We start from the raw sequence: 20,957 nt of genomic DNA, 5'->3' as shown, positions 1-20,957 counted from the left end.
CGCTCATGGGTGTGTCGCAACGGTTCAAGAGCAAGTTCCGGCGGTTCCTCCAGCGCCCCGGCTCGACCGTGGATCTTGCTCCGCTGGAGAAGCTGCTGCCGGCGATCGAGGCACGCGAGGATCAGCTCGCCGCGCTCGACGACGCCGAGCTGACCGAGGCCGCGGGCGCCGCCGTCGGTTACGAGGAGATCTGCGCGGTCGGCCGGGAGGCCGCCCGCCGTGGCCTCGACCAGCGGCCGTACGACGTGCAGCTGCTCGGCGCGATGTCGCTGCTCTCCGGCAAGGTCGCCGAGATGGCCACCGGTGAGGGCAAGACACTGACCGCCACGATCGCCGCGTACGGGCACGTCCGGCTCGGCAACGGTCCGGTGCACGTGCTCACCATCAACGACTACCTGGCCCGCCGCGACGCCCAGTGGATGGAGCCGGTCTACACCCTGCTCGGCCTCACCGTCGGCTGGGTCAACGAGGCCTCCACGCCGCAGGAGCGGCGTGACGCGTACGCCTGCGACGTCACCTACGTCTCGGTCAGCGAGGCGGGCTTCGACTACCTGCGCGACCAGCTGGTCACCGACGCCGAGGACCGGGTGCAGCCCCCGCTGACCACCGCGATCGTCGACGAGGCCGACTCGATCATGATCGACGAGGCCCGGGTGCCGATGGTCCTGGCCGGCGCGGTGCCGGGCGAGCAGGACCCGGTGCACGCCGCCGCCGCGCTGGTGCGTGGCCTGCGCAAGGGCAAGCACTACACGGTCGCCGAGGACGGGCGGAGCGTGGCGTTCACCTCCGCCGGCCTGGCCGCCATCGAGGCCAAGCTCGGCATCGACCTGTACGACGAGGAGCACGTCGCGCAGCTCTCCGCGGTCAACGTGGCGCTGCACGCGCACGCCCTGCTGCACCGTGACGTGGATTACATCGTCCGGGACGGCTCGGTCGAGCTGGTCGACGAGATGCGCGGCCGGGTGGCCCAGCGCCGCCGCTGGCCGGACGGTCTCCAGGCCGCAGTCGAGGCCAAGGAGGGCCTGGACGCCACCGCCGAGGGCGAGGTGCTTGGCACGATCGCCATGCAGGCGTACATCGCGCTCTACCCGAAGGTGTGCGGGATGACCGCCACGGCGGTGCTGGTCGGCGACCAGCTGCGGGAGTTCTTCAACCTCGAGGTCGCGGTGATCCCGTCGAACACCCCGTGCATCCGCGAGGACGAGCCGGACCGCATCTACGCCACCCGGGCCGAGAAGGACGACGCGCTGATCGACGAGATCCAGCGCTGGCACGCCGAGGGGCGACCGGTGCTGGTCGGCACCCTGGACGTCAAGGAGTCCGAGGGGCTGGCGGCCGGTCTCAACGCCGCCGGGGTGCCCTGCGTCGTGCTGAACGCCAAGAACGACGACGAGGAAGCGGCGATCATCGCCGAGGCCGGCGCGTACGGCGCGGTGACCGTGTCCACCCAGATGGCCGGCCGGGGTGTCGACATCCGCCTCGGTGGCAGCGACCAGAGCGACCAGGAACGGGTCGCCGAGCTGGGCGGGCTCTACGTGATCGGCAGCGGCCGGCACGACAGCCGTCGGGTGGACGACCAGTTGCGCGGCCGGGCCGGCCGGCAGGGCGACCCCGGTGGGTCGGTCTTCTTCGTCAGCCTGGAGGACGACCTGGTCGTCCGGCACGCCGCCGACGCGGTGCCGGCCTCGCCGCGGATGAACGCCGACGGCCTGGTGACCGACGAGCAGGTGGACTACGCGGTCGAGCACGCCCAGCGGGTCGCCGAGGGCGTCAACCACGAGATCCACCGCAACACCTGGCGCTACAGCGTGGTGATCGAGCAGCAGCGCAAGGCGCTCGCCGCGCGCCGCGAACGGCTGCTGACCAGCGACGTGGCCGCCGTGATGCTCCTCGAGAAGGAGCCCGAGAAGGCCGGCGAGATGGACGAGGACCTGCTCGCCCGCGCGGCCCGTTCGATCGCGCTCTACCACCTGGACCGGCTCTGGGCCGAGCACCTGGCCGAGCTGTCGGAGGTCCGTGAGGGCGTGCACCTGCGCGCGCTGGGCCGGCTCGACCCGCTGGACGAGTTCCACCGGGCCGCCGTGCCGGCGTTCAACGACCTGATCCCGGAGATCGAGGCCCGCACCATCGCCACCTTCAACGAGACCGAATTCGATGAGGACTGGCAGGCCGACGACGGCACCCTGGTCCGGCCCACCGCCACCTGGACGTACCTGGTGCACGACAACCCGTTCGGCTCCGAGCTGGACCGGCTGATCGCCTCGATCGGGCGGCGGCTCAGCGGCGCCTCCCGCTGAGGTAGGCCCTCGGGGCCCCCTGTCGTGCGCTCGCGCCTGGCAAGGGGCCCCGATTTACGTCGTTTCGACCTAGGTTTGCGAGGGTAGTAGGGCTGGTCGGTCGAGTCGGGAGAGAGCAGACGATGACACAGGTGACGATGCCCGGCGGGCAGGCGCGGATGGGCACGGAGGCTGCGAACCGGTGAACCTCGACACGCGAGAGCCGGTGGTGCAGACCCTCGGCGTCCTGGAAACCGCCGCGCTGTTACGGGAACTGACCGCAGGGCTGATCGCTCTGACCGATTTCGACGAGGCGCTGCTGGCGCTGGTCCGGGTGACCCGGGACGCCGTGGCCGGGGTGCGCTGGTGTGGTTTCACCGCCCTGCGTGCCGGCGAACCGGCCGGTGTGGCCGCCTCCGACGAGCGGCTGGCCGGGCTGGACGACCTGCGACACGGTCCGGACTCGCCGGCGATGAGCGCCATCCATCGCCGCGAGATGATCCTCGCCGCCGACCTGACCGCCGAGCCCCGCTGGCCGGTCTGGACTGCGCGCGCCCGTGACCTCGGCGTACGAGGGGTGATCTCGGCGCCGGTCGACATCGACGACCAGGTGATCGGAGCGATCAACCTCTACGCCGCCTCGCCGGACCTGCTCACGCCGCAACACCAGTTGACCGCGATGCTGCTCGCCGAGCACGCCGGCCTGCTGCTGGCCGCCGTCCGCGACCGCAGCCGACAGCTCACCCTCGCCGGTGAACGGGACGCCTCGCTCCTGCACGACGGGGTGGTGGGCCAGGCCGTCGGCGTGATCATGACCCAGCGCGGGTGTCCGCCGGCCGAGGCACTCGAAGTGCTGCGTACCGCCGCGACGTCGCTGGACATCCCGCTGCGCGAGGTGGCCGAGCGACTGGTCCGCACAGTCTCCCGCCCCCGCGACGCCTGACCGACAGCGCGTCGCGACCCGCCCGACGGGTCGGCGTTGGCGCCTCGGTGTTCGGCGGCCTAGGTGTTCGGCGGCCTAGGTGTTCGGCGGGGCCTCGGCGTTCGGCGGCCTAGGTGTTCGGCGCGGCCTCGGCGTTGATCGACTCGGGTTCCTTGATTCCGGGGTGTCCAAGGCACTTGGATGGCCCGGTTTCCTGTATCCCGAGTCGATCAACCTCCCGACGGGCCCGTTCACCCGGCGGTGCCCGTTCACCCGGCGGTGCCCGTTCTCCCGGCGGTGCCCGTTCTCCCGGCGGTGCCCGTTCTCCCGGCGGTGCCCGTTCTCCCGGCGGTGCCCGTTCTCCCGGCGGTGCCCGTTCTCCCGGCGGTGCCCGTTCTCTCGCTCGGTGGCGAGTCGGGCGGCGTCGTTTCGTCCCGACCGGCCCCGGGTAGCACTCTGGTCAGGTGAGCTGCGCCGACCCGGGGGAGGACCGATGCAGAGCCGGCTGCGGGTGCAGGGGCACCCGATCCAACCGATGCTGGTCACGTTCCCGCTCGGGCTCTTCGTCAGCGCCACCGTCTTCGACCTCACCGATATCGTCGGCGGACCGGCGTTCCTGGGTGAGGTCGGCTACTGGACCGGCGTCGCCGCCCTCGTCGCCGCGGCACTGACCGCGGTGGCCGGCATGATCGACCTGTGGGACGTACCAGTCGACCGCACCCGCCGCACAGCGGTCGCCTTCAACCTGGTGAACGCGGTGATGGCCGGCATGTTCCTGCTCACCTGCCTGGTCCGGTCGCAGTCACCGGAGCACGGCGCGTCGGCCGCGATCCTGATCACCGAGTTGGTCGCGCTGGCCGCCGGTGGCATCGGCGTGCACCTGGGCGCCCGGCTGATGCGCCAGTTCGACACCGGCCGCACCGAGACGGGCGGCCTCGACGCGCTCGCCGGTGGCACCGTCGAGATCGTCCGCCCGCGCCCCTGACGCGCGCTGCCGGCCCGGCGCTGCCGCCCAGGCGCTGTCGCCCGTGACCCGCAGTCGTCCGGCGGGCGGTGGCGGTGGCCGGCAAATGAGTTGCCGGTCGGGTGGCCGGGCGGTGAGGCTGACCGCCATGACCGATCTGCGGAACGCCGAGGAACTGATCGCGGAGGCAGCTGCCGCCCCGGTCGACGGGTGGGGCTTCGGCTGGCTGGACGGCCGTGCCACCGAGGAGCGCCCGCCGTGGGCGTATGCCCGGCTGGTCGCCGATCGGATGGCGCGCGCCACCTCCGCGCTGGACGTGGACACCGGCGGTGGGGAGGTGCTCGCCGAGGTGCCACGGCCACCGAAGCTGCTGACGGCCACCGAGGGTTGGCCGCCCAACGTCGAGGTTGCCCGGCGCACCCTGAAAAAGGTGGGCGCGACGGTGGTGGCGGTCGACCCGGACGGCCCGCTGCCCTTTCGCGACGCCTCCTTCGACCTGGTGGTCAGCCGGCATCCGGTGCGTACCGACTGGGCACAGACGGCCCGGGTGCTGCGACCGGGCGGGACGTTCCTGTCCCAACAGATCGGGGCGGGCACGATGCGGGAGCTGAGCGAGGCGATCCTCGGTCCGCTGCCGCCGTCGACCGCGCGGCGCCCCGAGCACGCGGTCACCGCCGCGGAGGCGGCCGGGCTGCGGGTGGTCGACCTGCGCCGGGCGTCTCTGCGGGCGGAGTTCTTCGACATCGGCGCGGTGGTCTGGTTCCTGCGCAAGGTGATCTGGACGGTGCCCGGGTTCACGGTCGAGCGCTACCGCGATCGGCTGCGAGACCTGCACGGGCGGATCGTCGAGGAAGGCCCCTTCGTGGCCCACGCCGAGCGCTTCCTCATCGAGGCCACCCGCCCCTGACCGACCAGCGGGGGTGGCGTGATCGACTCCACCTCGGCGAGGTGGGGGTGTCCGGGCAGCAGGATGGCACCACATCGCCGAGATGGAGTCGATCATCAGGGCAGGGCAGGGCAGGGCAGGGCAGGGCAGGGCAGGGCAGGGCAGGGCAGGGCAGGGCAGGGCAGGGCAGGGCAGGGCAGGCGGTCGCGCGCGGGCGGCAGGGCAGGGCAGGCGCGGGCGCGGGCGCGGGCGCGGGCGCGGGCGAGCGTTCCTAGTGGTGGGTCCGGTGGTGCCCGGCCAGGACGTCGGCACCGAAGTCGCTGGCGGGGCGACGGAGGACGGTGTGCGCGTGGTTGCCGTCCGGGCTGGTGTTGTCGTACTCGATCAGCAGGTCGTCGCCCTGTACCCGGTAGTAGTGCCGCTGCCCGGGGCGGGTGGGGCCGGCCCAGGCGAAGTGCAGCGGGCCGGCGGCCAGTCGAGTCGCCTCCCGGATGGCCAGTTCGGGGGGCAGCCGGTCCAGGTACAGCGCGACCACCTGGTCGAGCAGCGCGCGACCGGTCGGCCCCATCCGGTCCGCCGGTACGCCGAGCGGCTCCAGTGGCGCGTCGACGGTCCCTCGGGTGGCGCTGATGATGTCCGCCGGCGCCTCGTCGGCGATGACCGCGGCGGCCCGTTCGGCGGGGCCCAGCGCGTCGAGCAGGGCCAGGGCGAGGTCCTCCTCGACTCCGAGTGGGCGGGAGACCGGGCGGCCGGCGTAGCGGACCGTCGCCGGGTTGGCGCCGAAGAAGATCGGGGCGGGGGAGACCTGGTTGTCGACCACGGTCATGGTCACCGACAGGTGGTGCCCTTCGAACCGCCATCCCCAGCGGTCGTCGCGCGCCGGGTCGCCGAACACGGCCACCCAGTAGTCAGCGCTGTGCCGTCCGCGCTGCCAGTCCTCGGCTCGGTCCAGCACCTCCTCCAGCGCGATGATCGCCATCGCCTGCGCGTACGCCGAAGGGCTGAGCGCGGTGGCCAGCAGTCGGTGGGCGGCCTTGCGGCCGGCGACGTCCATCTCGGCCAGGCTGACGCCCGGTCGGGGTCGGGGCCGGTACTCCAGCCAGCGTCGGGCCGCCTCGTCGTCGAACGGGTGCGCGGCGCTCTCGCGGGCGGCGGGGTCGAGCGCGGCCAGCAGCGTGGTGCTGGCGGCTCGCATCTGCTCGGGCAGGGGATCTTCCACCGACCCTGTATACCGGCCCTTGCGGGCTGGTGTCAGCCGGCGCGCAGCAGCTCCGTCATCTCCGGCAGGTCGAAGAACTGCGCGGTCTCCAGCGCCGACGGGTTGCCGTGTGCCGGGGCGGCGCCCGCGGCGAGCAGCGCGCGGACCGCGTCCGTGCTGCTGCGGAAGACCGCCGCCGCCAGAGCCGTCTGACCCCGGTCGTTGGCCCGGGAGTGGTCGGCGCCGCGACTGAGCAGGGCGGCCACCGTGTCCGGGTGGGCGTGGTACGCGGCCAGGATCAGCAGCGTGTCGCCCTTGTCGTTGGTGAGGTTGACCGGCAGGCCGGCGTCGAGCTGCGCGGCCAGTTCCTCGGTGGAGCCGGCGCGGGCCAGGTCGAACATCCGGTGCGCGAACGCCAGCGTCTCGGCGTCGAGGTCCTCGGTCACCCGTCCAGGCTACGGCGTGTGCTGATAGGTTGCTCGGCCGGCGTGCTGGGGGAAGGGTCCGATGGGTGAGACGGTGTACGTGGGCAACGCGGGTGTCGACGGTGCCACCAACGCCGGCTGGCTGCTCGGGCACTTCGCGCCACCGGGGGAGATCCGGCACAGCACCGACGTCGAGGTGAAGTGGGGTGTGCATCCGCCCGGGCAGGCCCGGTCGCGATGGGCGACGGGGGAGCGACGGACCACCCTGCTCGTGCTCGTCGAGGGCTGCTTCCGGGTGGAGTTGCCCGATCGGACGGTACGGCTGGCGTTGCCCGGCGACTACGTGGTGTGGGGCCGGGGGGTGGACCATTCGTGGTTCGCCGAGCGCGCGTCGGTGGTGTTGACGGTGCGGTGGCCCTCGCTGCCCGGATACCGGGTGGACCCACCGGTGGTGCGCTGAACGACACCAGGTCCGACCCGCGTCCCAGTGAATGGAATTACCTACTAAACCTATAGGCTTTACCGTCTAGAGTACGAGGGCACCCCGCCGCACGACCCGCGAGGAATTGCCATGACGCGCCACCGCCCGGAGCCTGACCTGCTCACCGTCGCCGCCCGGTGGGCCGACCCGGCCGGCTGGCCGGTCGCGCTGTGTTTCGACCCCGCCGAGCGCTGGTACGCCCGCCTCGCCGTCAGTGACGAGCACGAGGTGTGGGCGCTGAGCTGGCTGCCCGGGCAGGGCACCGACCTGCACGACCACGGCGGCTCCTCCGGAGCGTTTCGGGTCGTCAGCGGAACGCTCACCGAGGAGACGGTCACCGCCGGTCGGCTACGCCCACGACTGCTACCCGCCGGCGCCGGTCGCCGCTTCGGGCCCCGACACGTGCACCGGGTGACCAACCAGGGCCCGGATCCGGCGGTCAGCGTGCACGTCTACCGGCCGGCGTTGCTGCGGATGACCCGCTACGACCTCGTGGACGGCCGGCTGCGGGTCGCCGAGGTCGCCGAAGCCGGCACGTCCTGGTGAGCACGGCGAGTCCCGATCAACCCCCTGGCACCGGAAGGAACACGATGATGCAGGTAACCGCCGAGCACTGTCCGACACCCGTACCGCCCCCGGGCTCCCGCGGCATCGACGAGATCCTGGCCGCCGCGCGGGCCCGGCTCCGTCGGCTCGACCCGGAGCGGGCGCACCTGGCGTACCGGGCCGGCGCGCTGCTGGTCGACATCCGACCGGCCGCGCAGCGGGCCGCGCACGGCGTGGTGCCCGGCTCGCTCACGGTCGAGCGCAACGTGCTGGAGTGGCGCTTCGACCCGCGCTGCCCGGCTCGACTGCCGCAGGCCGTCGACTACGACGTGCCGGTGCTGATCCTCTGCCAGGAGGGCTACACCTCGTCCCTGGCCGCCGCCGCCCTGCAGGACGTCGGCCTGCACCGGGCCACCGACGTGGTCGGCGGCTTCGCGGCGTGGCGGATCGCCGGCCTGCCGGCTCTCGGCCCGACCCCGCTGCACACCTCCCCACTCGCGTCCCCCGTGCACACCGGGTGGGCGCGCCGCTGACCGTCACGCCGCACCAGGCGTGGCGGCGTACCGCCACTCAGGAGGCATCATGTCCGTCGTCGCCATCCCCACGCGCCGCCACCCGGGGACGCGCCCGACCTGTCCGCGCACCGCCCCGACCCTCACCATCACCCTCGACCTCGTCCCCGGGCCGCTGAGCCCACGGCTGGCCCGGCTGGTCCAGCTGCTCGGTGAGCTGGCCGAGTCGGGGGAGGGTCGGTTGCGTACCGTCGAGGACCTCGCGCCCGCACCGCGACCGGCCCCGAGCCCCGTCGGCGAGCCGTCCGCCGACGCGCCCCACGTCCGCATCCTGGCCGGCTCGCGGATGGTCCGCCAGGGCGACCGGGTCGTCCCGCTGACCCGCATCGAGTACGAGCTGCTGCTGTTCCTGGCCGAGCGGCCCCGCCGGGTCTTCACCCGCCTGCAACTGCTGTCCAACGTCTGGGGGTACGAGCACGCGGTGGCCCGGACCGTGGACGTGCACGTCCGCCGGCTGCGCGCCAAGCTGGCCGGGTCGGAGGTGGTGACCACCGTCTACGGGGTCGGCTACCGGCTGGCCGACGAGGCTCGGATCAGCGTGGACCACAGCCGGTAAGCCCTGGTCCGGCGGCCTGCGGCCACCGCGTTGAACCGGGCGGGGACCCCCGTAACGGGGCATCTCGGTGACTCTGCTGTAATCATCAAGCTCGTACGCAGAGCGAGCGCCCGGCTCCGATGCGTTCGTCAATTGTCACATTCATGCAACGCCGCCGCCTCTTGACCCTTGCCCGGGTGCCGGGAAGCATCGATGAGGCGGCGTCCCGGGCCGTGGGGAGATACCCGGACCAGCCCAAGGAGGACCATGTCGGTCAGCCCCGCCTCGTCGCGCGCCGGATGGCACACGTCGCAACCCGCGGTGCCCGGTCGACCGCCCGGCGGTCAGCGTCGCCCGGCGAACACCGCGACGCCCGTGCTCACCGTGACGCTGTCCATCCCGCTGACCTGTGAGGAGTCGCTGACCCCGGCGGCACGTCGGCTGCTGGAGGCCGCCCGCGAGATGCTCGAACGCGGCGAGGGAGTGATCATCGGGTCCGTGCCGACCGAACGCCGCCCCGACCAGCCACCCGCCAACCGGTCGCCCACCCGGGCGCTCAGCCCGACCATTCCCGCCCTGCACATTCTCGCCTCGTCCCGCTCGGTGCTGCGCGACGACGAGCCGCTGCCGCTGACCAGGTTGGAGTTCGACCTGCTGCTGCACCTGGTCGCCCATCCGCGCCGGGTGTTCACCCGACTGCAACTGCTCAACGCCGTCTGGGGCTACGAACACGCCGGCGTACGCACCGTCGACGTGCACGTGCGTCGGCTGCGCGGCAAGGTCGGGGTGGACGTGCCCCTGGTCACCACCGTCTACGGCGTGGGCTACCGGCTGGCCGACGACGCCCGGGTCACCATCGACCGCAGCGGCTGACCGGCGTCACCCGCCCGCCCGACCCGGGGCAGGATGGTCCGGTGCGCATCCGTCCCATCTCGCCCGACCTGCTCGTCACCGAGCTGACCGGCCGGCTGGCCGACGCCGCGACAGGCGCCGGGACCGCCGACGCCGGGCTCGCGCGGCTGCGGGTGGCGATCGACGGCGCCTCCGCCGCCGGCCCGGACGAGCTGGCCGCCGCCCTCGTCGACCCGTTGCGCGCCCAGGGCCGCCCGGTGCTGCACGTACGCGCCACCGACTTCCTCCGCCCCGCGTCGCTGCGCTTCGAACTGGGCCGCACCAACCCGGACTCCTTCTACGAGGGCTGGGTCGACGAGGCCGGACTTCGTCGGGAGGTGCTCGACCCGGCTGGCCCGGGTGGCACCGGCCGGGTGCTCCCGTCGCTCTGGGACGCCGACGCCGACCGGGCCAGCCGGGCCCGCTACGTCGACCTGCCACCCGGAGGCGTCGTCCTGGTCAGCGGTCCGCTGCTGCTCGGCGGCGGGCTGCCGTTCGACGTCACCGTCCACCTGGAGATGTCCCCGGCGGCGCTGCGTCGGCGTACCGAACCGTCCCACGCGTGGGTGCTGCCGGCGTTCGACAGGTACGCCGAGGAGGTCGTCCCGGCGAGCTTCGCCGACGTGGTGGTACGGGTCGACGACCCCCGCCGCCCCGCGCTCGTGGAGCCCGGCGGCGACGCCTGACAACCGCGAGAAATTCGCCGGTTTGCCCCGCCGATCCGGCGGGTACTCGCCCGGCTCACAGGCGCGGGTGATCGCCCGCGCACCGAACGCGACCGTGACCGGGGCTCGACGCCGCCGGCACCCGGTTCACCGTGAGCCACAGGCTTAGGAAAGGCAGGCAGCGATGCTCGTCCACGACACGGTCGACACGAACCGTTCCCAGCAGGAAATCGACCAGATCCGGCTCTCTCTCCAGGCGCGCTACGACGAGCTGACCGCCGAGTACGACCAGGCCGTGCTCCAGAGCCAGGTGCTGCGGCTGGTGGAGGTCGGCGACACCGCTGGCGACGACCAGGCCGACAGCGGCACCAAGACGGCCGAGCGGGACACCGCACAGTCCCTGTTGCGCACCATCCTGGACCGCCGCGCCCAGTACGAGCACGCCCTGGGCCGGCTCGCCGAGGGCACCTACGGCTGGTGCGAAGGCTGCTCGGCGGCGATCCCGGTGGAGCGGCTGGAGATCTTCCCGTCCGCCACCACCTGTGTGACCTGCAAGCAGACCCGCGAACGGCGGGCGGCCTGAGCGACGCCAGCGGTTGCCGGTCGGTCCGCGGCGCGATGGACTTGAGCCATGGGTGACATCCTCGTGGGCACCGCGTCCTGGACCGACCGCACGCTGCTGGACTCGGGCTGGTATCCGCAGACCGCGGACAACCCGGAGAAGCGGCTGGCCTACTACGCGCGGCAGTTCCCACTGGTCGAAGTGGACGCCACCTACTACTCGCCGCCTGCCGAGGCGACCGCGCGGCTGTGGGCCGACCGCACCCCGGCCGGCTTCACCTTCAACATCAAGGCGTTCAGTCTGCTGACCGGGCATCCCACCCGGGTCAGCGCCCTCTACAAGGACCTCCGCCCGGAGACCGACAAGAAGAACGTCTACCCCGACGACCTGCCCGCGCAGTCGTACGAGGAGGTCTGGACGCGCTTCCTGTCCGCGCTGGACCCACTTGTCGAGGCGGGCAAGCTCGGTGCGTTGCTGTTCCAGTTCCCGCCCTGGTTCACCATCAAGCGGGCCAACAAGCAGTACCTGCTGGAGGTGGCGAAGCGCTGCGCGCCGCTGCGCCCGGCCTACGAGTTCCGGCACGCCTCCTGGTTCGACGGCGACAACGCCGACGAGACCCTGGCCTTCCTGCGCGAGCACCAACTGCCGTACGTCTGCGTGGACATGCCGCAGGGCCACCGCTCGTCACTGCCCCCGATCCTGGCCGCCACCGCGGACCTCGCGGTGGTGCGCTTCCACGGCCACAGCGACAAGTGGACCAGCAAGGACATCCACGAGAAGTTCGGCTACCACTACTCCAAGCGGGAGCTGGCCGACTGGGCGCCGAAGCTGCGCGAACTGGCCGACGAGGCCGGCCAGACCCACGTCCTGATGAACAACTGCTACCGCGACTACGCGCAGACCAACGCGAAGACCCTCGCGGGCCTCCTCGACGCCACCTGACCTCACCCGATCCGGGTGGGGCCGCCTCACCCGCACCGCCGGCAGGGTGGGGACGGTGGGTACGACCGCCCGGGGGCGGTCGACGCCGCAGACGACACGGAGGTGACGGGGATGACGGTTCGAGTGGTGACGGATCGACGGCGCGGTGCCGTCCTGCACGTGGTCGGTACGGCGGACAACGCCCGCCGCGCGCCGCAGGGCAGCCCGGTGCGGGCCCGCCGCGGCCCATCGGGGCCGCCGCGCCGCGCAGACGACCGACGGTGGGACAGCACGGAACGGGGGTCGACCGATGGCTGACTCGATGATCTCGGCGTTCGAGTCCTCGCTGGACAAGACGAACCTCATTCTCAAGGACATCGAGAACGCCTACGGCTGGCCGAAGGAACGGCGCAACCAGTCGTACGCGGCCCTGCGTACGGTGCTGCACCTGCTGCGCGACCGGCTGCCGGTGGACGAGAGCGTCGAGTTCGCCCAGCAGTTGCCGGTGCTGGTGCGGGGGATCTACTTCGACGGCTGGGTCCCGTCCGACGTGCCGATCAAGCTCAACCGGGACGACTTCCTCTACGAGGTCCGGCAGGGCTTCCCGTACGACGCGGAGGGCGGCCCGGAACGGGTGACGCAGGTGGTGCTGGACACTCTGCGCCGACACGTCACCCAGGGCGAGTGGCAGGACGTGAAGGACACCATGCCCAAGGACCTCGCCACGATGATGCCGTGACGGCCTGACGCTCGTGAGCCCGCCCGACGAACTCCTCGGGCGGGCTCAGTCGCCGGAGGTGTCCGCTTCGGCCGGCGTCGGCACCCGCGACACCGGGTGCCCGGCCGCACGGGCCAGCGCGGCGAACGCGACAGCGTCCACGATGGCAGCGCTGCCCGGGTCGTTGTTGAAATAGACGTACGCGGGCTCGTCCTCGCCGAAGGCGTCGGTCAGCCGGCGTACCCATGAGGTGAGCGCGGCTCGGCCGTAGCGGGGCCACGGCCGTGCCCGCCCCTCGTGCAGCCGCAGGTACCCGAAGTCGGTGGTGCGCCAACGCGGAGCGACCGGGCGTCCCAGCCGGTCGGCCCAGACCAGCGCCGCCCGATGCCGTTCCAGCACCGCCCGGGTGGTGTCGGTCCACCAGGAGGGGTGCCTGGGCTCGACGGCGACCCGCACCTGGGCCGGGAACAGCCGTAGGGTCGCGTCGAGCGCGTCGACGTCCGCCCGTAGGTTCGGCGGCAGTTGCAGCAGCACCGGCCCGAGACGGTCACCGAGCGCGGTGGCGCGACCGAGGAACCGGGCCACCGGCTCGGCCGGATCGCGCAGCCGCTTGATGTGGGTGAGGTAGCGGCTCATCTTCACCGCCACGCAGAAGTCCGCCGGTGTACGCGCCCGCCAGGCGGCGAAGGTCTCCCGTTCCGGCAGCCGGTAGAAGGCGTTGTTGACCTCGACACTGGCGAACCCGGCCGCGAAGTGCTCCAGCCAGAGCCGCTGCGGGAGTTGTTGCGGGTAGAAGCGGCCCCGCCAGTCCCGGTACTGCCAGCCGGACGTGCCCACCAGGATCACCACCCCATCCTGGCACTCTGCGCCGCCACCCGCGAACTGCCCGTGTCGCCCCGATTCGGCGTCTACGGTGAGGGTTAGAGAAGATCGCGCGTGGGGTACCACCCGCAGTACGACGGACCCCGGCGGATGGCGGGGGCGGCACACCCGAGGGAGTACCGATGGCACTCAACGATGACGACATGCAGACCATGGGCGGCGGCGGCGCGGAGGGCCCGGCCGACGGTGGTGCGACCCCGGGTCAGCACGACGGTGGTGCGGACGGCAGCGCGGAGGGCCCCGCCGACGGTGGTGCGACCCCGGGTCAGCACGACGGTGGTGCGGACGGCAGCGCGGAGGGCCCCGCCGACGGTGGTGCCACTCCGGGTCAGCAGGACGGTGGCGCCGACGGTGGCGCGGAGGGCCCCGCCGACGGCGGCGCGACGCCGGGTCAGCAGGACGGTGGCGCCGACGGCAGCGCCCGGTAACGGCGCAGACCATGACACACCTCGACCCGCCGGGCGGCCAGGGCCGTCCGGCGGTTCCGTCTGCACAGGCCGCCGCGGCGCTGGCCCGCTGCGTGTCGGTCGAACCGGCCAAGTTCGCCGCCGCGCACTGGGGACACACCCCGCTGCTGTCCCGCGCCGCCGAGCTGCCCGACCCGGCCGGCTTCACCGACCTGCTCAGCCCTGCCGACGCCGACGAGCTGCTGAGCCGGCGCGGTCTGCGTACCCCGTTCCTGCGGGTCGCCAAGGACGGCCAGTTGGTGCCGGCGGCGCGCTGGACCGGCGGTGGCGGCGCGGGGGCCGAGATCGGCGACCAGGTGCTCGACGAGCGGGTCCTGGAGCAGTACGCCTCCGGTGCCACCCTGGTGTTGCAGGGTCTGCACCGGATCTGGCCGCCGCTCGTCGACTTCGCCCGCGACCTGGGCCTCGCGCTCAACCAGCCGCTTCAGGTCAACGCCTACCTCACCCCGGCGGGTAGTCAGGGGTTCGCCACCCACTACGACACCCACGACGTGTTCGTGCTCCAGGTCGACGGCCGCAAGCACTGGCGGATCCACCCGCCGGTGCTGCCCGACCCGCTGGAGAGGCAGCCGTGGGGTGGACGCGCCGACGAGGTCGGCGCCACCGCCCAGGGGCCGGCCGCGCTGGACGTGGTGCTCGCCCCCGGTGACGCCCTCTACCTGCCCCGGGGTTGGCTGCACAGCGCGCAGGCGCAGGAGGCCAGTTCGCTGCACCTGACGGTGGGCATCCGCGCGCTGACCCGCTACGCGCTGGTCGAGGAGTTGTTGGCGCTGGCCTCCGAGGACCAGCGGTTGCGGGCCAGCCTGCCGTTCGGCACCGACGTCGCCGACGCGGACGCCATCGAGCCGGAGCTGACCGAGACGGTGGAGGCGCTGCGGGACTGGCTGCTGCGCGCCGACCCCGGCGCGGTCGCCGCACGGCTGCGGCAGCGCGCCTGGCCGGCGGCCCGCCCGGCGCCGATCCGACCGCTCGCCCAGGCCGACGCGTTGGCCACCCTGGACGCCGACTCCCGGGTCACCCTGCGGCCGGGCCTGCGCTGGCAGCTGCTGCCGCACGATCCGGACACGGTGGCGCTGCGGCTCTTCGACCGGACCATCACCCTGCCCGCCTCGTGCGAGCCGGCGGTTCGCGCCCTGCTCAGCGGCACGGCCACCCGGGTCGGTGACCTGCCGGGGCTGCCCGACGACGCCGACCGGGTCACCCTGGCCCGTCGACTGCTCCGCGAGGCCGTCCTGGTCCCGGCCTGAGCTACCGCGCGAGTGAGGTCAGCATTTCTCGCAACCAGGCGATCTCCGTGCGGCTGGTGGCGGTGGCGATGCGGAAGAGCCCTCGCCGGAAGGGGTCGTGGGGAAAGTCGTCAGCGCGCAGCGGTCGGTTGCCGTCCCAGAAGAAACTCGCCGGCTGGGTGAGGAAATCGAGCCGGCGGTACAGGACGGCCGCTTGAGCTGCCGGGTCGTCGAGATAATGCAGGAAAGCCAGCAGCGTGAACCAGCGGTTCTCGTCGGTGATGAACAGCTCGTCGGGTGTGCGGAGCTGACGCAGCAACTCCGCCTGTCCGTCCGGGCTCAGGATCAGCACGTGCCGTGGTGCCGCCACCTGGCCAGCCTGCACGTCCCGACGAAGTAGGCCCGCACGTTCCATCCGCTTGATCGTCGGGTACAGCGTCCCGTCCGCGATCGGCCGGACGTGGCCGGTCAGCGCGGCCACGCGTTTGCGTAGGTCGTACCCGTGCAGCGGGGCGTCGGCCAGGAAGCCCAATATCGCGAACTCCAACACCGTGCTAACTTACCTCGGCAACGAAATACCTCGAACACGAGGTATCGGTCAGGAGGTATGTGATGCGTGGCGCCCAGGTCCGACCAGATGGCACGACCATCCGGTGGGTGGAACTTCCCGGTGCCGAACCCACTCGGGTCTACCTGCACGGGCTCGGTGCCTCCTCGCCGGCGTACTACGCGGCGGTGGCCACCAACCCCGCGCTCGCCGGACGGCGCAGCCTGCTGATGGATCTGCTCGGGCACGGCATCAGCGACCGGCCGGCCGACGCCTCGTACACCCTTGAGGAGCACGCCGACCTCGCCGCTACCGCGCTCACCGCAGCCGGGGTCAGGGCCGCGGAGGTGATCGCCCACAGCATGGGCGGCGCCGTCGCCATCGTCCTGGCCGCGCGCCATCCGCACCTAGTTAGTGCACTGGTTCTCGTTCACGCCACTCTCGACCCGCAGCCTCCGGGCGTCGGCATCGGAGCCCGCTACACCGAGGAGCAGTTCGTACACGGCGACGGCCGATCCGAGACGCTCACCCGAGTCGGCGCCTCCTGGGCGGCGACGATGCGGCTCACTGGTCCGGAGGCGCTCTACCGCACAGCGTTACACCTCGGCCGCAGCAGCACCATCCGTGAGCTGCTGCTCGAACTGCCCGTGCCGCGCACCTACCTTCACCCTGCCGACGACGAGCCGATCGGTGCGCGCGCCCTGACCGACGCCGGCGTGCGGGTGGTCGCCGTGCCAGCGAGCGGCCACAACATCATGCTGGACAATCCCGACGGCTTTGTCGCGGCCACCGTCGCGGCACTGCCGGCGTAGCGCACGCTCCGATGATCAGCGGCCGAGGACCAGCAGCAGCGCGGTGGTAACCAGACCGGCGCCGATCACCACCGTGATCGGTCGGGGGCCGAGCATCGCGTGCCGGCGGTCGGCCAGCATCCGTGCCGGCGCGAGACCGATCAACGGTCCGAGCAGCGTCACCACCAGCGCCAGCACCGGCAATCCCACCGCCAGGTCGCCGCCGTACCCGACGCCGAGCGCGCGGGCACCGGCACCCAGCGCGTACGCCAGCACACCGCCGGCCACCCCGCAGAGCGCCAGCAGCGGGTTGACCGAACCGGGCAGCTCACCCGGCTGACCAGCCCGGTCGAGCAGGTCACGGGCCTTGGCGAGCAGCAGTACAGGGTCAATGGCTCCGACCCCGTTCGCCGGGCCGGGTGGGCCGCCGAGGCGGCGGACGCCGAGGCGCGAGCGGGCCTGCTGCCACAGGTGGGCCACCTCGGCGTCGACCCGTTCCTGCTGCTCACGGGCGGCGACAAGCTCCTCCTCGGCCCTCTGGAGCTGCTCGGCCGCGTCGGCGACGGCCCGCTCGGCGGCGGCGCACTGCCGTTCGTGCCAGGTGTGCGCCTCGGCGCGCTGCTCGCGCACCCGCGCGGTGAGGTCGGCCAGCCGCCGCAGCTGTGCCGCGTACGTCTCGCTGGTCACCGGTTCGTTCACCGTGTCGGTCCATACGGGATGATCACCTGTCCGGTGCGGTGCACCGCCCGGTCGAAGAAGAGACCCCGCCAGGGGCGGGGATACCAGTCCGGGCCGCCGGTGCCCGGGTAGAGCGACGAGCCCAGCTCGCCGCCGTGCGCGTCCAGGGCCACCCAGGCGCCGATCTGGTCGGTACGGGCGGCCGGCCCGCCAAGATCGGCGCGCATCCGGGCGACCCCCCGCCACCAGGCCAGCACGTGCGTGCGTCGTTCCGGCCCGTCGTGCATGATCCGGCGTAGCTGCTCCAGGCCGGTCCGCCGACCCGCGCGGGCGGCCAGCGCACCCGCTGCCGCGTCGACCGCGAACAGCAGCAGGTAGTGCGGGCTTGCCGGGCCGCCGAGCCCGTCGGCCGTCTCGGCCATCAGCTCGCCGACGGTCTCCTCGTCGTACCAGGCGGCGTCGTCGGCCAGGTCGTCGTAGAGGGCGCGGGCGATCGGGTCGGCGTCCGGGTCGAGGCAGGCGATGGAGAACCGGGCGGTGCCCGGCGGGTGCTGCCGGGCCAGCGACCGGGCCGCCGCGTCGAGCACCGCGCACGCCTCGTCGACGCGGGTGCCGAGCACCGCGAGGTTGCGGCCCGGTGCGCGCGGCAGCCGCAGCGCAGCCGAGCGGGACTGCACGTCGATGATCTCGCCGAGCAGGGCCACCGGGTTGCGCGGCGCGCTCCCGTCCGGGGGTACGGCGAGCGCCCGGAAGTCCGGGGCGTCCGCCAGCCGGGGGATCGCGTCGCCGTCGAAGAGCCGGGCGGGCGCCGCGTCCGCGGCGCGCATCCGCCACAGCCGGTGCTGCAACCCGCTCCAGGTCTCCCAGTCGCTGGCCGACGGGATGCGGGCCACCTCGTTGCCCTCCACCATGCCCGACTCGGCGTTGACCACCGCGTGCCAACGCGGCAGCGACTGCGCCGCGTCGTTGCGCTCGGCGAGGATGCGCAGCGCCTTGGGCAACGCGATGCGCAGGGTGAACTGGGCGACCAGCGCGGGGCGGCCCCACAGTGCTTCGATGCCTCGCACGTCCTGCGAGGCCAGGACCAGGTGGATGCCCTGGGACCGACCGCGCCGGGCCAGGTCCTCCAGCAGGTCGGCCGACTCCCGGGCGACCACGTCCCGGCCGGCCAGCAACATCTGGAACTCGTCCACCACCGCGACGATGCGTGGCCAGTGCCCGGTCGGGTCGACCGCCCGTAGCTCGGCCAGCTTGGTCACCTCGTGTTTCTTGGCCGCGTCGGCGCGTCGGCGCAGCTCCTCGGCGAGGAAGCGCAACAGCGCCAGCCCGAACTCCCGGTCGGTGTTGACGTTGATGCCGACCAGCCGCATGTGCGGCAGCCAACTCGGGTCGCGCCGGCCCTGCGCGAACCGTGCGAAGGAGACCCCCTCCTTGAAGTCCAGCAGGTAGAACTCGAGTTCGGCGGGGGAGTAGCGGGCGGCGAGCGCGCCGATCCACGCGAAGATCAGGTTGGTCTTGCCGGTGCCGGACGGCCCGCCGATCAGCGCGTGCGGTGGATAGTCGCCAAGCGTCAACCGCACCGGCCGACCGTGCGGGCCCTCACCGATCGGCGCGGTCAGCCCGTCGGCTGAGTCCTCCCGCCACATCAGCTCGGGCGGGGGTAGCAGGTCGGTGAAGGGGGTCGGCGGTGGGCCGGCGTTCACCCGGGCGGCGACGTCTCGGCAGGTCTCGGTGACCACCGTCGCCGGCGGCGGTGGGTCCAGCCGGACCGGCAGCCCGGCCGAACCGCCGATCCGCGCGCCGGACACCCCGGCCACCACCCGGGTCACCGTCGGGTCCTCCGGCAACGGCACACCGTGCACCACCAGGTGTACGCCGCAGGCCGCGCCGGCCCGCACCACCCGGTCCAGTTGCCCGCGCTCGTGCCGGTTCAGCTCCTCGCCACCGAGCAGCACCGCCACCCGCCACGGCTCGGGTCGTCTGCCGGTCGCCGCCGCCAGTTCGCGCAGCGACGCGTACTCGCCGGCGAGGACCGTCTCGTTGATCCGGCGGATCTGCTCCACCAGGTCGTCCAGCAGTGGGCCCAGCCCGCCCGGGCCGACGAAGGTGAGCAGCCCGGCCGTGCCCAACGGGGAGAACCCGGCCAGACCGCCCCCGAGCTGGTCCGGGTCGTACCCGATCAGTCGTACCGCCCCGGGGTCGGCGCGGCCGACGGCCCGCAGCAGCAACGCGGACACCACCGCGTCGCAGCCGGCGCGGTCGTCCCCGGAGAGGTGGACGTGCCCGGCGTCGAGCAGCGGCACCAGCGCGGGCACCGGGTCGACGCCGTCGATCCGGACCGTGCCGACCCGCAGCGCGCCGGGCGGCTCGGCCCGTCGGGCGGGTGTCGGCGCCCACCCGGCCCAGTCGGCCCCCGCGCAACCCGGGGCCTCCTGCCGGGCGGCGTCGGCGGCCCGCCGGGCCAGCTCCGCGATCCGGGTGGAGTAGCGGGCGTCGATGTCGGCGATGCGGCGGTCCCGTTGGGCGCCGACCCGCTCCGGTACGGCGGCCGCCGCCCGCTGCACCCGGGCCAGTCGTTCCCGCCCGGCGGTCAGGTCGGCCTGGGCGGCGGACAGCCGGGTACGGGTGGCGCCCAACGCCTCGGCGAGGGTGTCTCGGACCCGGCTGGCCAGCTGACCGCGCCGGTCAGCCATCGGAGCCCCGACGCGTCGGCGCGTCCCGCCACGGGCTGCCCGAGCGCGGCGGTAGCCCGCCGGGGCGCGGCGGACCATCCGAGCGCGGCGGCAGGCCACCGGAGCGCTGCGCGGCGGCACCGCCCGGCCGCTGCACCGCACCGGCGGCGCGGGGAACCGCGCCCGGCCTCCCAATCCCGCCCGGTTGCTGCGCCCGCGCCGGTTGCCCGGCGCCGCCCGGTTGCCCCTGGCCCGCCGGTTGCCCCGCACCCGCCGGTTCTCTCGCACCGCCGGGCGGCAGGTCCCGGCCGAGGCGGGCGAGCAGCAGCGCGGTCGCCACCCCGGCGGTCACCGCGGAGTCGGCGGCGTGTGGTGGTTCACCGGAGACGCGCGGCGGCGGCATCCGGCACACCCGGGTCAGCAGCGTCTCCAGCACCGGCGGTGGCAGCCCGGGCAGCAGGTCGCGGACGCGCCCGTCCAGCTCCCCACGCAGCCGCCCCAGGTCGGTGGCGCGGGGCGGGTGCCCGAGCAGCTCTCCGGCCAGCTCGCGCAGCAGCGGCGGCGCCAGCGCCGCCATGCCCAGCCCCACGTCGGCCGGTGCCCGGCGCAGTTCGGTACGCAGCCGGTCCCGGTCGCCGGCGCGGACGCCGCCCACGACGCGGCGCAGCAGCTCCTGGGAGTCGTCCACCCGCTCGTCGGGTTCGTCGTCGGCGCCCTCGCGCCCGCCGGTCAGCTCGGCCACCCGCACCGACCACCAGCGGCGCATCCGCACCTGCTCGGCCGGCTCCGGCGCGACCGCGGCGGGCCCGGACGTCGGTGGCATGTCGTGTCGGGGAGCGCGTTGCTCGGGGCGGGGCGCCGGGGCGCCGTCCGCGCCGAGCCCGATCGCCGTCAGATAGGCCGACAGCTGCTCCTGGGCCACCCGCAGCGCGTAGCCGGCGCTCTCGGCGTGCTCGGTCGCGGCGGACAGCTCGGGCACCCCCATCGGGTTGGCCGACTCCTGGCGGACCCAGCGCAGTCGCTCCGCGGCCAGGCCGAACTTCTCCAGCGCCTGCCCCAGCAGGGCCAGCGGAAACTCCTCGCTGGCGGCACGGACCTGCCCACCGACGTCCTCGATGATGGACATGACGGC

23 protein-coding genes are annotated in these 20,957 nt (G+C 73.4%); 16 read left to right on the top strand and 7 right to left on the bottom strand.

Features of this window, described 5'->3' with window-relative positions; translation table 11 throughout:
* Window positions 1-5 precede the first annotated feature (5 nt).
* The 4 genes from secA2 to ABGB10_RS12775 all read left to right on the top strand — a co-directional run bounded on the left by secA2 (window position 6) and on the right by ABGB10_RS12775 (window position 5,069).
* Entirely contained in the window at window positions 6-2,297 is a 2,292-nt protein-coding gene (secA2, locus tag ABGB10_RS12790; RefSeq protein WP_347661080.1) for an accessory Sec system translocase SecA2, read from the top strand.
* A gap of 181 nt (window positions 2,298-2,478) precedes the next feature.
* The gene (locus ABGB10_RS12785; RefSeq protein ID WP_347661079.1) at window positions 2,479-3,219 is read left to right on the top strand and encodes a GAF and ANTAR domain-containing protein; all 741 of its coding nucleotides are present in this window, start codon (window positions 2,479-2,481) and stop codon (window positions 3,217-3,219) included.
* Between the two features lie 472 nt (window positions 3,220-3,691).
* Window positions 3,692-4,183, top strand: coding sequence for a DUF2231 domain-containing protein (locus ABGB10_RS12780; protein ID WP_347661078.1), 492 nt, complete (start codon window positions 3,692-3,694; stop codon window positions 4,181-4,183).
* Between the two features lie 127 nt (window positions 4,184-4,310).
* Window positions 4,311-5,069 carry a class I SAM-dependent methyltransferase gene (locus tag ABGB10_RS12775; RefSeq protein WP_347661077.1) on the top strand — a complete coding sequence of 253 codons (759 nt, stop codon included), beginning with the start codon at window positions 4,311-4,313 and terminating at the stop codon, window positions 5,067-5,069.
* 250 nt (window positions 5,070-5,319) lie between these two features.
* On the opposite strand, the gene ABGB10_RS12770 is transcribed toward ABGB10_RS12775, so the two are convergent.
* Together ABGB10_RS12770 and ABGB10_RS12765 are read right to left on the bottom strand one after the other, a co-directional pair.
* A complete protein-coding gene (locus ABGB10_RS12770; protein WP_347661076.1) occupies window positions 5,320-6,267 on the bottom strand; it encodes a DUF3500 domain-containing protein in 948 nt (315 codons plus the stop codon).
* Window positions 6,268-6,299: 32 nt separating this feature from the next.
* The gene (locus ABGB10_RS12765; RefSeq protein WP_347661075.1) at window positions 6,300-6,692 is read right to left on the bottom strand and encodes an ankyrin repeat domain-containing protein; all 393 of its coding nucleotides are present in this window, start codon (window positions 6,690-6,692) and stop codon (window positions 6,300-6,302) included.
* A 61-nt stretch (window positions 6,693-6,753) separates the two neighbouring features.
* On the opposite strand from ABGB10_RS12765, the gene ABGB10_RS12760 reads away from it, so the two are divergent.
* The 9 genes from ABGB10_RS12760 (at window position 6,754) to ABGB10_RS12720 (ending at window position 12,583) form a co-directional block, all read left to right on the top strand.
* The gene (locus ABGB10_RS12760; protein ID WP_347661074.1) at window positions 6,754-7,131 is read left to right on the top strand and encodes a signal peptidase I; all 378 of its coding nucleotides are present in this window, start codon (window positions 6,754-6,756) and stop codon (window positions 7,129-7,131) included.
* A gap of 111 nt (window positions 7,132-7,242) precedes the next feature.
* A complete protein-coding gene (locus ABGB10_RS12755; RefSeq protein WP_347661073.1) occupies window positions 7,243-7,698 on the top strand; it encodes a cysteine dioxygenase family protein in 456 nt (151 codons plus the stop codon).
* Between the two features lie 47 nt (window positions 7,699-7,745).
* Window positions 7,746-8,231 (top strand): rhodanese-like domain-containing protein, encoded by a 486-nt coding sequence (locus ABGB10_RS12750; protein ID WP_347661072.1) that lies wholly within the window; start codon window positions 7,746-7,748, stop codon window positions 8,229-8,231.
* 49 nt (window positions 8,232-8,280) lie between these two features.
* Complete coding sequence (locus tag ABGB10_RS12745) at window positions 8,281-8,826, top strand: winged helix-turn-helix domain-containing protein (protein WP_347661071.1); 546 nt, start codon at window positions 8,281-8,283, stop codon at window positions 8,824-8,826.
* Window positions 8,827-9,072: 246 nt separating this feature from the next.
* Window positions 9,073-9,678, top strand: a complete 606-nt coding sequence (locus tag ABGB10_RS12740; RefSeq protein WP_347661070.1) for a winged helix-turn-helix domain-containing protein — start codon at window positions 9,073-9,075, stop codon at window positions 9,676-9,678.
* 41 nt (window positions 9,679-9,719) lie between these two features.
* Window positions 9,720-10,382, top strand: coding sequence for a uridine kinase (locus ABGB10_RS12735; protein ID WP_347661069.1), 663 nt, complete (start codon window positions 9,720-9,722; stop codon window positions 10,380-10,382).
* Between the two features lie 163 nt (window positions 10,383-10,545).
* A complete protein-coding gene (locus ABGB10_RS12730; protein ID WP_278139333.1) occupies window positions 10,546-10,944 on the top strand; it encodes a TraR/DksA C4-type zinc finger protein in 399 nt (132 codons plus the stop codon).
* 48 nt (window positions 10,945-10,992) lie between these two features.
* Window positions 10,993-11,865 (top strand): DUF72 domain-containing protein, encoded by an 873-nt coding sequence (locus ABGB10_RS12725; RefSeq protein ID WP_347661068.1) that lies wholly within the window; start codon window positions 10,993-10,995, stop codon window positions 11,863-11,865.
* Window positions 11,866-12,154: 289 nt separating this feature from the next.
* On the top strand, window positions 12,155-12,583 hold the full coding sequence (locus ABGB10_RS12720) for a DUF2267 domain-containing protein (protein WP_347661067.1): 429 nt from the start codon (window positions 12,155-12,157) through the stop codon (window positions 12,581-12,583).
* Between the two features lie 45 nt (window positions 12,584-12,628).
* Here the strand turns inward: ABGB10_RS12720 and ABGB10_RS12715 are convergent, their stop codons facing one another.
* Complete coding sequence (locus ABGB10_RS12715) at window positions 12,629-13,408, bottom strand: DUF72 domain-containing protein (protein WP_347661066.1); 780 nt, start codon at window positions 13,406-13,408, stop codon at window positions 12,629-12,631.
* A gap of 158 nt (window positions 13,409-13,566) precedes the next feature.
* Between ABGB10_RS12715 and ABGB10_RS12710 the strand changes: the two genes are divergently transcribed.
* The gene (locus ABGB10_RS12710) at window positions 13,567-13,872 is read left to right on the top strand and encodes a hypothetical protein (RefSeq protein WP_282303393.1); all 306 of its coding nucleotides are present in this window, start codon (window positions 13,567-13,569) and stop codon (window positions 13,870-13,872) included.
* Between the two features lie 11 nt (window positions 13,873-13,883).
* A complete protein-coding gene (locus ABGB10_RS12705) occupies window positions 13,884-15,158 on the top strand; it encodes a cupin domain-containing protein (protein ID WP_347661065.1) in 1,275 nt (424 codons plus the stop codon).
* 1 nt (window position 15,159) lies between these two features.
* Here ABGB10_RS12705 and ABGB10_RS12700 read toward each other — a convergent pair whose 3' ends face one another.
* Window positions 15,160-15,687 (bottom strand): PadR family transcriptional regulator, encoded by a 528-nt coding sequence (locus ABGB10_RS12700; RefSeq protein ID WP_347661064.1) that lies wholly within the window; start codon window positions 15,685-15,687, stop codon window positions 15,160-15,162.
* A gap of 107 nt (window positions 15,688-15,794) precedes the next feature.
* Here ABGB10_RS12700 and ABGB10_RS12695 point away from each other — a divergent pair, with 107 nt between their 5' ends.
* Window positions 15,795-16,496, top strand: a complete 702-nt coding sequence (locus ABGB10_RS12695) for an alpha/beta fold hydrolase (protein ID WP_347661063.1) — start codon at window positions 15,795-15,797, stop codon at window positions 16,494-16,496.
* A gap of 15 nt (window positions 16,497-16,511) precedes the next feature.
* On the opposite strand, the gene ABGB10_RS12690 is transcribed toward ABGB10_RS12695, so the two are convergent.
* From ABGB10_RS12690 to ABGB10_RS12680, 3 genes are read right to left on the bottom strand one after another with little or no spacing between them, the layout of a single operon-like run.
* A complete protein-coding gene (locus ABGB10_RS12690) occupies window positions 16,512-17,174 on the bottom strand; it encodes a hypothetical protein (protein ID WP_347661062.1) in 663 nt (220 codons plus the stop codon).
* The gene (locus ABGB10_RS12685; protein ID WP_347661061.1) at window positions 17,171-19,846 is read right to left on the bottom strand and encodes an FtsK/SpoIIIE domain-containing protein; all 2,676 of its coding nucleotides are present in this window, start codon (window positions 19,844-19,846) and stop codon (window positions 17,171-17,173) included. The genes ABGB10_RS12690 and ABGB10_RS12685 overlap by 4 nt, the downstream gene beginning before the upstream one ends.
* A complete protein-coding gene (locus ABGB10_RS12680; protein ID WP_347661060.1) occupies window positions 19,839-20,951 on the bottom strand; it encodes a hypothetical protein in 1,113 nt (370 codons plus the stop codon). The genes ABGB10_RS12685 and ABGB10_RS12680 overlap by 8 nt, the downstream gene beginning before the upstream one ends.
* Between the last annotated feature and the right edge of the window lie 6 nt (window positions 20,952-20,957).

It is taken from the genome of Micromonospora sp. B9E7 (genome assembly GCF_039871815.1).
Classification (GTDB): domain Bacteria; phylum Actinomycetota; class Actinomycetes; order Mycobacteriales; family Micromonosporaceae; genus Micromonospora.
This window is presented reverse-complemented; position numbering and strand designations above follow the sequence as displayed.

What these genes read in the sequence shown, in the direction of transcription:
- secA2 (WP_347661080.1), top strand. Translation starts at nt 6, where the DNA reads ATGGGTGTGTCGCAACGGTTCAAGAGCAAGTTCCGGCGGTTCCTCCAG.
- ABGB10_RS12780 (WP_347661078.1), top strand. Translation starts at nt 3,692, where the DNA reads ATGCAGAGCCGGCTGCGGGTGCAGGGGCACCCGATCCAACCGATGCTG.
- ABGB10_RS12775 (WP_347661077.1), top strand. Translation starts at nt 4,311, where the DNA reads ATGACCGATCTGCGGAACGCCGAGGAACTGATCGCGGAGGCAGCTGCC.
- ABGB10_RS12760 (WP_347661074.1), top strand. Translation starts at nt 6,754, where the DNA reads ATGGGTGAGACGGTGTACGTGGGCAACGCGGGTGTCGACGGTGCCACC.
- ABGB10_RS12755 (WP_347661073.1), top strand. Translation starts at nt 7,243, where the DNA reads ATGACGCGCCACCGCCCGGAGCCTGACCTGCTCACCGTCGCCGCCCGG.
- ABGB10_RS12750 (WP_347661072.1), top strand. Translation starts at nt 7,746, where the DNA reads ATGCAGGTAACCGCCGAGCACTGTCCGACACCCGTACCGCCCCCGGGC.
- ABGB10_RS12745 (WP_347661071.1), top strand. Translation starts at nt 8,281, where the DNA reads ATGTCCGTCGTCGCCATCCCCACGCGCCGCCACCCGGGGACGCGCCCG.
- ABGB10_RS12740 (WP_347661070.1), top strand. Translation starts at nt 9,073, where the DNA reads ATGTCGGTCAGCCCCGCCTCGTCGCGCGCCGGATGGCACACGTCGCAA.
- ABGB10_RS12730 (WP_278139333.1), top strand. Translation starts at nt 10,546, where the DNA reads ATGCTCGTCCACGACACGGTCGACACGAACCGTTCCCAGCAGGAAATC.
- ABGB10_RS12725 (WP_347661068.1), top strand. Translation starts at nt 10,993, where the DNA reads ATGGGTGACATCCTCGTGGGCACCGCGTCCTGGACCGACCGCACGCTG.
- ABGB10_RS12720 (WP_347661067.1), top strand. Translation starts at nt 12,155, where the DNA reads ATGGCTGACTCGATGATCTCGGCGTTCGAGTCCTCGCTGGACAAGACG.
- ABGB10_RS12710 (WP_282303393.1), top strand. Translation starts at nt 13,567, where the DNA reads ATGGCACTCAACGATGACGACATGCAGACCATGGGCGGCGGCGGCGCG.
- ABGB10_RS12705 (WP_347661065.1), top strand. Translation starts at nt 13,884, where the DNA reads ATGACACACCTCGACCCGCCGGGCGGCCAGGGCCGTCCGGCGGTTCCG.
- ABGB10_RS12685 (WP_347661061.1), bottom strand. Translation starts at nt 19,846, where the DNA reads ATGGCTGACCGGCGCGGTCAGCTGGCCAGCCGGGTCCGAGACACCCTC.
- ABGB10_RS12680 (WP_347661060.1), bottom strand. Translation starts at nt 20,951, where the DNA reads ATGTCCATCATCGAGGACGTCGGTGGGCAGGTCCGTGCCGCCAGCGAG.